Origin of the sequence: Streptomyces longispororuber (genome assembly GCF_024448165.1) — a bacterium.
GTDB lineage: Bacteria > Actinomycetota > Actinomycetes > Streptomycetales > Streptomycetaceae > Streptomyces > Streptomyces longispororuber_A.
Genome location: NZ_JAMOLN010000047.1, coordinates 44,489 through 52,759 on the forward strand (window position 1 = coordinate 44,489; position 8,271 = coordinate 52,759).

The following is an 8,271-nucleotide window of genomic DNA, read 5'->3' on the forward strand; positions in this document are numbered from 1 at the left end:
GAGGAGGTAAAACCCGGTGGCCGGGGGTGGGTCACGGTGCCCGGAGATCGACCAGTTCGGCCAGTTCCTCCCGGTGCCGGCCCGCCGTGCCGAGCGCGATCGAGTCGGCCTTGGCGCGCTTGAGGTAGAGGTGGATCGGGTGCTCCCACGTCATGCCGATACCGCCGTGCAGCTGGAGCGCCTCCTCGGCGGCGCGCACCGCGACGGGCGCCGCGTACGCCTGGGCGACGGCCACCGCGATGTCCGTCTCCTCGCCTCCGGCGGACTCGCCGCCGGTGGCGAGCGCGTCCGCCGCGTTCCTGGCGGCCGCGCGGGTGTTGACGACCTCCAGCCACAGCTGGGCGAGCCGGTGCTTGAGCGCCTGGAAGGAGCCGACGGGCCGGTTGAACTGGGTGCGCTCGCGCGTGTAGCGGACCGTCTCCGTCAACAGCCAGTCGGCGAGACCCAGTTGCTCGGAGGCCAGGAGTCCGGCGCCGGCCCGCAGGGCGCGGCGCACGGCCGGCGCGGCGGTGCCGGCGAGCAGGCGCCCGGCGGCCCCGTCGAACGTCACGGCCGCCAGCGGCCGCGTCCGGTCGAAGGAGATCTGCGGCTCGACGGCGACGCCGCCGGCCGAGGCGTCGACGGCGAACAGGCCGTCGGCGGTCGGCACCAGGAACACGTCGGCGGCGGCCGCGTCGGCGACACCGGTGACCCGGCCGGTCAGGGCGCCGTCCGCGGCCCGTACGTCCCTGAAGTCCTGCCCCGCCGTCGCCGACAGCGGCACCGTGAGCGCCCCGACGGTGCGTCCGGAGGCCAGCGCCGCCAGCAGCGTCCCGGCCTCGGACGTGTCGCACGCGAGCAGCGCCTCCGTCGCGATGACGGCGCTCGTCAGGTACGGGACGGGGGCGACGGCGCGGCCCAACTCCTCCAGGACGACGGCGGCTTCGCGGTGCGAGGCACCCTGTCCGCCGCGCTCCTCCGGGACCAGCAGACCGGCCAGGCCCATGCTCTCGGCGAGGTTCCTCCACAGGGCGCGGTCGTGCGGCTCGTCCGTCTCGGCTCGGGCGAGCACGGCCGTCGCGTCGCAGTGGTCGGCGAGCAGGTCACGGACCGCCGAGCGGAGCGCTTCCTCCTCCTCGGAGTACAGGAGGTCGGGCTGAGTGCTCATCGGGAGAGGTCCTTCCAGGCGACGTCCTTGTCGGTGCGCGGCTCGGACGGCAGTCCCAGGACGCGCTCGGCGACGATGTTCAGCAGGATCTCGCTCGTCCCGCCCTCGATGCTGTTGCCCTTGGCGCGCAGATAGCGGTAGCCCGCCTCGCGGCCCGCGAAGTCGACGAGCTCGGGGCGGCGCAGCGTCCAGTCGTCGTACAACAGGCCCTCCTCACCGAGGAGTTCGACCTCCAGGCCGCTGATCTCCTGGTTGAGCCGGGCGAAGCCGAGCTTCATGCCCGCGCCCTCCGGGCCGGGGTGCCCGGCGACGAGCTGCTGGCGCAGCCGCTCCCCGGTGAGGCGCGCGACCTCGGCGTCCACCCACAGCTTCACGAGCCGCTGGTGCAGATCGTGGGTGCGCAGTTCGGGGCGCTCGCGCCAGGTCTTCGCGACGATCCCGACGAGACCGCCCTCGCGGGGGATGCGCATGCCGCCGATGGCGACCCGCTCGTTGTTCAGGGTGGTCTGGGCGACCTTCCAGCCGTCGCCGACCTCGCCGAGCCGGTGGGCGTCGGGAATCCGGACGTCGGTCAGGAACACCTCGTTGAACTCGGCCTCGCCGGTGATCTGGCGCAGCGGGCGCACGTCGACGCCCGGGCCGGTCATGTCGCACACGAAGTACGTGATGCCCTTGTGCTTGGGCACGTCCGGGTCGGTGCGGGCGATGAGGATGGCGAACCGGGCGTTGTGCGCGCCGGACGTCCACACCTTCTGCCCGTTGACCGTCCAGGTGTCGTCCTCGCGGACGGCGCGGGTGCCGAGCGCGGCGAGGTCGGATCCGGCGCCGGGCTCGCTGAACAGCTGGCACCACACCTCCGCGCCGGTCCACAGCGGCTTGAGGAACCGCTGCTTCTGCTCGTCGGTGCCGTAGCGCAGGATGGTGGGGGCGGCCATGCCGAGCCCGATCCCGTTGCGCCTCGGGTCGTTGTCGGGGGCGCCCGCCGCCTCCAGCTCGGCGTCCACGACGGCCTGGAGGGAGCGCGGGACACCGAGGCCGCCGAGGCCCTCGGGGTAGTGCACCCAGGCGAGCCCGGCGTCGAAGCGGGCGTCCAGGAAGTCCGCGCGGGGCGTGGTCGCGGGCGGGTGCGCCGCGAGGAACTCCTGGGTCAGCGTGCGCAGGCGTGCGGCGTCGACGCTCATGCGGCGGCTCCTTCCGTACGGGCCGTCAGACCCGGCACGACGACGACCCGGCCCGTCGTCACTCCGTCGGCGACGCGCTGCACGGCGGCCGGGGCGTCGGCGAGGTCGACGCGCTCGCTGACCAGCGGCTTGATGGCACCACGCGCGGCGAGCTCGGTGAGCTTCTCGTGGCAGTGCGGGATCAGCTTCGGGTTCTTGGCGGCGTACAGGCCCCAGTGCAGCCCGAGGATGCTGTAGTTCTTCACGAGGGCGTGGTTCAGGGCAGGGCTCGGGATGGTGCCGGACGCGAAGCCGACCACGACGATCCGGCCCTCGAAGGCGACGGTCTTCGCGGACTGCGTGTACGCCTCGCCGCCCACCGGGTCGTAGACGACGTCGGCGCCGCGGCCGCCGGTGGCCTCCTTCACGGCCCCGATCACGTTCTCCGAGCGGCGGTCGATGACGACGTCGCAGCCGAGCTCGGCCGCGACCTTCGCCTTCTCGGGGCCGCCGACGACGCCGATGACGCGGGCGCCCGCGGCCTTGCCGAGCTGGACGGCGGCGCTGCCGACGCCACCCGCGGCGGCGTGCACGAGCAGCGTCTCCCCCTCCTGGAGGTGCGCGCGGCGGTGCAGGCCGAACCAGCCGGTCTGGTAGCCGATGTGCAGGGCGGCCGTCTCCGCGTCGTCCAGCGAGTCGGGCGCGGGCAGCAGGGCGCGGGCGTCGGCGACGGCGTACTCGGCGAAACCGCCGTACGGCAGCGCGGGGTTGGCGATGACCCGGCGCCCGTCCTCGGTCTCGCCGCAGATCTCGACGCCGGGCGTGAACGGCAGCGGCGGCGTGACCTGGTACTCCCCCTTGCACAGCAGCGCGTCCGGGAAGTTGATGTTGGCGGCGCGCACCTTGAGCAGGACCTGCCCCTCGCCGGGCACCGGGCGGTCCACCTCTTCGAGGCGCATCACCTCGCTCGGCTCGCCGTTCTCGTGCACTTGCCATGCCTGCATGCGGGGCCTCCACAGGACTGCTTCGTCACACCGGATTCCACATCCGGTCCGCTACCGGGTTCAGCCGCATACTAAGCGGTCGCTTGCCCTCCTGGGAATGCCCCCGCGACGCTCACTCCTCCTTGTCCCGGGTGGGCCGCGCCCGGACGTGCATCCGCTCGCCCTGCGGCCCGAACAGGCTCAGGAATTCGGCGGGCCCCTCCCCCGTCGACCCGAACCAGTGCGGCACCCGCGTGTCGAACTCGGCCGCCTCGCCGGGTCCGAGGACCACGTCGTGGTCACCGAGCACCAACCGGAGCTTTCCCGAGAGCATGTACAGCCACTCGTAGCCCTCGTGCGTGCGCGGGTCGGGCTCCAGCCGGCGCTGCGGCTCGATCACCTTGTACGCCTGGAGGCCGCCGGGCTGCCGCGTCAGCGGGATCATCGTCCGGCCGAAGTGCACGATCGGCTTCATCCGCACCCGGGGATCGCCGACCGGCGGCGCGCCGACCAGCTCGTCCAGCGGCACCTGGTGGGCGCGGGCGATCGGCAGCAGCAGCTCCAGGCTGGGCTTGCGCAGCCCCGACTCCAGCCGGGAGAGCGTGCTGACGGAGATGCCGGTGGACTCCGAGAGCCCGGCCAGCGTGGCGCCACGCTCCTTGCGCAGCGCCCGCAGTCTCGGCCCGACACCGGAGAGCACGGAATCCATGCCTTCGTTTGCCCCAGGATCATGTGACGTCATGAATCCATTGCAGTTTCGGCAAAGGTGTTTGTCAATACCGGAGCTTCAGGTCCACCGTCATGAGGGACGGCATCCAGCGTTCTCACGAGGTGGTCAGCATGGGCAGCACGAAGAAGGACACGTACGAGGTCGTGGTCGTGGGCGGCGGTGCGGCGGGCCTGTCGGCCGCGCTGATCCTCGGCCGCTCGCGCCGCTCGGTCCTCGTGGTCGACGCGGGCGAGCCGCGCAACGCGCCCTCCGCGCACATGCAGGGGTACCCGTCCCGGGACGGGATGCCGCCGGGTGAGTTCCTGGCCGTGGTCCGCGAGGAGGTCGCCGGCTACGGCGTCGAGCTGGTCCGGGACCGGGTGACGGCGGCCGATCCCGACGGCTCCGGCGAGTTCGAGGTGGCGCTCGCGGACGGCGGCCGGGTGCACGCCCGCCGCCTGGTGATCGCCACCGGCCTGGTCGACGAGCTGCCGGACGTCCCCGGTGTCGCCGAGCGCTGGGGCAAGGACGTGCTCCACTGCCCCTACTGCCACGGCTACGAGGTGCGGGACCAGCCGATCGGCGTCCTGTACCGCAAGGCGACCGGCATCCACCAGGCGCTCCTGTTCAGCCAGTTGTCGGACGACGTCACGCTGTTCCTGGACGACGCCGGGCAGGACGACCTCCCGGACTCCGACTGGCAGCTGCTGGCCGCGGTCGGCGTGAGCGTGGTCCGCGGCAGGGTGAGCGGGCTCGTGGTGACGGACGACCGGCTGACCGGGGTGCGGCTGGCGGACGGGCGGGTGGTCGACCGGTCGGTGTTCGTGGTGCCGACCCGCATGGCGCCGCGCGACACGCTGCTGTCCGCGCTCGGCGCCCGGACGCAGGAGACCCCGGCGGGGCCGTTCGTCGAGGTGGACCCGACGGGGCTGACCAGCGTGCCGGGCGTGTGGGCCGTGGGGAACGCGACGGGTCCCGCCGAGCAGGTGATCAACGCGGCGAGCGGCGGGTACCGGGCCGGCGCATTCATCAACGCGCAGCTGGTCCTCACCGACGCGCAGCGTGCGGCCGAGCGGCGACGGGCCGGGGTGTTCTCGGCGGAGGGCGAGGAGGCGGTGGCGCGGGCCCGGCGCGTGACGGGAGTCGGCGCGTGACGGAGGTCGACGTGTGACGCGGGTCGGGGCGTGACGGAGATCGACGTGTGAGAGCCGTCCACGTTCTCCCGGTCGCCGGGTGCCCACGGCCCCCGCCTCCTGGGACAATGCTCGCCACCAGCTGGCTGGGGCGCGGGACGGGGGCGCGGCTGATGCGGTACTGGCGGCGTGGTGTGTGGGTGGGCGCGGCTCTCGCCACGGGGGCGCTCACGACGGTGGCCCTGCGCACGGGCGGCCTCGGCGGCACCGGTCCGCTGCTGTCGGTCCTCGGCTTCTTCGTGTCCCTCGCGGGCCTGCTCCACACCGTGCGGCAGCCGCCCGTCACGGTCCCGGCCGACGAGCGGCTGGACCGCGCCGCCGACGCCCTGGCCGCGGCCGTGCGCGCTCAGTGGCGCTCCGAGTGGCGGCTGCGGCGGCTCCAGGACCCCGAACCCCTCGCGGTGCGCTGGTCCCGGGCGCCGGCCTGGCTGTCCGACCTGGACACCGCCGTCGGCTGGCCGTCCCGCGACACGCAGCGCCCCGACCTGACCGGTCGGCTCCCGGACATCTCCCAGGTGTTCGGCTACGTCCCGTCCCGGCGCCTCGTCGTCATCGGTGCGCCGGGCAGCGGCAAGACGGTGCTCGCGGTGCGCTTCACCCTCGACCTGCTCGACCGCAGGTCCGCCGACGACGGCGTCCCGGTCCTCTTCCAGGCGTCCTCCTGGCAGAGCGACCGGCAGAGCCTGCACGCCTGGCTGGCCGGGCGGCTCGTCGCGGCCCACCCGGCGCTGGGCGCCGACGGGCCGGCGGGCACCACGCTGGCGCGCACCCTGGTGGAGTCGGGGCGGATCCTGCCCGTCGTCGACGGCCTGGACGAGATGCCGGAACCACTGCGCGCGGCGGCCGTGTGGCGTCTGAACACCGAACTCGACGCCGGCGCACCGCTCCTGCTGACCTGCCGCAGCACCGTGTTCGCCGAGGTCGTCGAGGCCGGGGACGTCCTGACGTCGGCCGCGGTGGTCGAACTGCAGCCGCTCCGCTTCGAGGAGGCGGCGGAGTACCTCGTCCGCACCGCACGGCCCCTGCGCGGTCCCCACGGCGAGCGCACGACGGCCTGGGACCCGGTGTTCGACCGGATCCGCCGCGATCCCGGCACGGCCACCGCCCGTTGTCTGCGGCAGGTCCTGTCCCTGCCCCTGATGGTGGCGATGGCCCGGGCGGTGTACGGCGACACCGGTCACGACCCCGCCGAACTCCTCGACCGCCCCGGACTGGCCACCCCCGAAGCCCTGGAGCAGCACCTGCTGGACGCGTTCGTGCCCGCGTCGCTGCGCACCTCGACGCGCTGGCCCGCCGAGGACGCGGCCCGCTGGCTCGCGTTCCTCGCCCGGCAGTCGGAGCGGCGCGGCAGTCGCGATCTGGCCTGGTGGGAGCTGCGCAGCGCACTGCCCCGGCCGCTGCGCGCCGTCGGACCGCTGCTGCTGCTCGGCGCGGTCGCGGAGCTGATCTGTCTCGCCTTCTGGGCGAAGGGGGCCGACGTCGGCGTCCCGGTGACGGCCGCGACGGTGGTCCTCGGTCTGTGCGCCGGGCACCTGGCGCTGGGGCGGACGGGCGCTCCGGCACGCCGGCTCCTGCTGGCGCTGGCCTGCGTGGTCCCGCTGGGGGCGGTCGTCGGAGCGCTGCGACCGCTGACCCGCGACCTGCACTTCCACGCTCCGTTCACGGGGATGCCGGAACTGCTCGGCTGGCTGGTCGTCGGCCCCCTCTACGGTCTGTCGGTCGCCGCGGCGCTGGCCGCCACCGGTCTCACGCCTGCCGCGGCGCCCGCGACCATGCCGTTCCCCCTGCTGCGCAACCGCTACGGACGCTGGGTGTGGAAGACGGTCGGAGCCCTCACCACGGGCGTCATGACGGCCCTCGTCGTCGCCTCCCTGTTCTTCACCGCGCCCGGGTCCGCGGCACTGGTCTCGGGCGCGGTGGGAGCGGTGGCCGGGTTCTGCCTCGTGCGCGGGGAGGGCACGGCCAGCGCCGAACAGGCCGTGCGCCTTGGCCGCCGCTCCGGCGGGCAGGGCCGCCGCTTCGGCCGGGCGCTGTGGCAGGGGCTGCGGGTGGGGCTGCTCACCGGCATCGTCCTGGGGATCGGCTTCGCCGTCGCCGAGGGCACGGTGTCCGCGGCCCGGGCCGTGGCGCAGCCCGAGTTCCCGGTCCGGGGACCGGTGCACCACGACGCCGACGGCCGCCGCTACGTGCTCGCGGGCGACGGCACCCGGTTCGGCCGGCAGGCCGACGGACTGCGGTTCTTCGTACCGGCCCGGCCCCTGCGCGGCGGTCTGGTCGACGACAGGGAGACCTACGGCGAGAGCCCGGTCTTCATCAGCGACTACGAGACCGTATGGGACGAGCCCTGCACCGCCGCTTCCCGCTGCCGCCCGTACAGCGCCGTGATGGAGGTGTCCGTCCGCCGGGAGGACGAGGAATCCGGCGACTCCGTGATGGTGCGGCTGCCCGACGGACGGTCCATGCCCGGCTACTACACCGACGAGGTCCTGGACCGTCGGGCCGTCCGGTGGATCACCCGGGAGGACGCGCCCCAACTGTTCACCTCCGCCCTGTCGTTCGGGCTCGGCAGCGCCCTGGGGCTCGGAGTCGTCGCCGGGTTCGCCGCCGGTCTGCACCGCTGGCTGGGCGCTCCCGTGGACGTGACCCGTACGCCGAGCCCGCTGGCGAGCCTGCACACCGACCGGGACACCGCGGTCGTCCGCGCCTTCCTCGTCTCCTTCGTCGGCCTCTTCACCGGGATCTCCCTGTCGGCTTCGCTGCCCGCCGGGGTGTCCTACGCGGCGATCGTCTTCCTCCCCGTCGGGTTCATCACCCTCGCCCTGTCCGCGTGGGGCGGTCTGCTGACGGCGCGGCTGTGGCTGTGCCCGGCCGGCCGGCTCCCCTGGCGGCTGATGGCGTTCCTCGCGGACGCGCACGAGCGGGGTGTGCTGCGCCAGGCGGGCGCCGTCTACCAGTTCCGGCACGCCCGCCTCCAGGAGCGGCTGGCCGCCGCGCCCCCGGACCGGGAGAGCGGGCCCCGCTCCGGCTGAACGGGGGGACGCGGGGACGCAGGGGCCGACGAAAGCGATACGCGCCCAGG

At 74.2% G+C, this 8,271-nt stretch carries 6 protein-coding genes; 2 read left to right on the forward strand and 4 right to left on the reverse strand.

What is annotated here, in order from left to right; genetic code table 11:
• Positions 1–31 precede the first annotated feature (31 nt).
• The 4 genes from M4J07_RS16150 to M4J07_RS16165 all read right to left on the reverse strand — a co-directional run bounded on the left by M4J07_RS16150 (position 32) and on the right by M4J07_RS16165 (position 3,999).
• Entirely contained in the window at positions 32–1,147 is a 1,116-nt protein-coding gene (locus tag M4J07_RS16150) for an acyl-CoA dehydrogenase family protein (protein WP_255972414.1), read from the reverse strand.
• Positions 1,144–2,328 carry an acyl-CoA dehydrogenase family protein gene (locus M4J07_RS16155; RefSeq protein ID WP_255972416.1) on the reverse strand — a complete coding sequence of 395 codons (1,185 nt, stop codon included), beginning with the start codon at positions 2,326–2,328 and terminating at the stop codon, positions 1,144–1,146. Before M4J07_RS16155 ends, M4J07_RS16150 begins: the two co-directional genes overlap by 4 nt.
• Positions 2,325–3,311, reverse strand: coding sequence for an NADPH:quinone oxidoreductase family protein (locus tag M4J07_RS16160; protein WP_255972418.1), 987 nt, complete (start codon positions 3,309–3,311; stop codon positions 2,325–2,327). The genes M4J07_RS16155 and M4J07_RS16160 overlap by 4 nt, the downstream gene beginning before the upstream one ends.
• A gap of 112 nt (positions 3,312–3,423) precedes the next feature.
• The gene (locus M4J07_RS16165; RefSeq protein ID WP_255972420.1) at positions 3,424–3,999 is read right to left on the reverse strand and encodes a helix-turn-helix domain-containing protein; all 576 of its coding nucleotides are present in this window, start codon (positions 3,997–3,999) and stop codon (positions 3,424–3,426) included.
• 131 nt (positions 4,000–4,130) lie between these two features.
• Between M4J07_RS16165 and M4J07_RS16170 the strand changes: the two genes are divergently transcribed.
• Positions 4,131–5,153 (forward strand): NAD(P)/FAD-dependent oxidoreductase, encoded by a 1,023-nt coding sequence (locus M4J07_RS16170; RefSeq protein ID WP_255972422.1) that lies wholly within the window; start codon positions 4,131–4,133, stop codon positions 5,151–5,153.
• A gap of 107 nt (positions 5,154–5,260) precedes the next feature.
• Positions 5,261–8,221 carry an NACHT domain-containing protein gene (locus M4J07_RS16175; RefSeq protein ID WP_255972424.1) on the forward strand — a complete coding sequence of 987 codons (2,961 nt, stop codon included), beginning with the start codon at positions 5,261–5,263 and terminating at the stop codon, positions 8,219–8,221.
• Positions 8,222–8,271 lie beyond the last annotated feature (50 nt).

Bases quoted from the DNA above. Each gene is read 5' to 3' on its own strand.
- M4J07_RS16175 (WP_255972424.1), top strand. From the start codon at position 5,261: ATGCTCGCCACCAGCTGGCTGGGGCGCGGGACGGGGGCGCGGCTGATG.
- M4J07_RS16150 (WP_255972414.1), bottom strand. From the start codon at position 1,147: ATGAGCACTCAGCCCGACCTCCTGTACTCCGAGGAGGAGGAAGCGCTC.
- M4J07_RS16165 (WP_255972420.1), bottom strand. From the start codon at position 3,999: ATGGATTCCGTGCTCTCCGGTGTCGGGCCGAGACTGCGGGCGCTGCGC.
- M4J07_RS16155 (WP_255972416.1), bottom strand. From the start codon at position 2,328: ATGAGCGTCGACGCCGCACGCCTGCGCACGCTGACCCAGGAGTTCCTC.
- M4J07_RS16160 (WP_255972418.1), bottom strand. From the start codon at position 3,311: ATGCAGGCATGGCAAGTGCACGAGAACGGCGAGCCGAGCGAGGTGATG.
- M4J07_RS16170 (WP_255972422.1), top strand. From the start codon at position 4,131: ATGGGCAGCACGAAGAAGGACACGTACGAGGTCGTGGTCGTGGGCGGC.